Consider the following 564-nt stretch of genomic DNA (forward strand, 5'->3'; position numbering starts at 1 on the left):
AAATATTTTCCTCCCCTCAGAAAGTAAACCTGTTAAGTAACTGATCGAATACTTTACTGAAGCTGAAGTTCACTCTTAGGCTTCAGTAAACGAAACGTTGACATGCTTCTTCTCCTGCTTCTGGCAATAAAAAAGGCCGCCATTGGCGACCTGGGTTCAAATTATGTGTGTCAGGGCATATGACACGAGTAACCGCAGTAATAGCCACCGTTGGATTGCGGGTTGACTTTCTGCATATTCTCTGCAACCTACATTTAAGTATAGATCGAACCAGCAGTCCCGATTATCGCAGCAAGCAGAAAGAAGGTGACGGCAGTTCTACGCATTTGCACGCCATAAAATGACAGAGCCAACCCGACGAAAGCAACAATTAAAACTGTCCACATATCCAGTAAGAGGAAGAGATATCCCTCGAAAGCGCTGTCAATCAGCACGTCCACATTACGCATTCCTTTTAATAGATAATTTCCGCTGAAAATCTTATCACGAAGCGTTAGCAGACGAACTGCTAATTTGCAAGCATTAGCTTACTGATTATTGGTGGGTTTCTTCTCGCAGTTAGCC

At 43.4% G+C, this 564-nt stretch carries 1 protein-coding gene; it reads right to left on the reverse strand.

Annotated features, from left to right (window positions below; genetic code table 11):
- Positions 1 to 254: 254 nt before the first annotated feature.
- Entirely contained in the window at positions 255 to 440 is a 186-nt protein-coding gene (locus tag FQK12_RS00020) for a hypothetical protein (protein WP_014228564.1), read from the reverse strand.
- Between the last annotated feature and the right edge of the window lie 124 nt (positions 441 to 564).

It is taken from the genome of Klebsiella sp. ME-303 (assembly GCF_007910085.1).
Lineage (GTDB): Bacteria > Pseudomonadota > Gammaproteobacteria > Enterobacterales > Enterobacteriaceae > Klebsiella > Klebsiella michiganensis.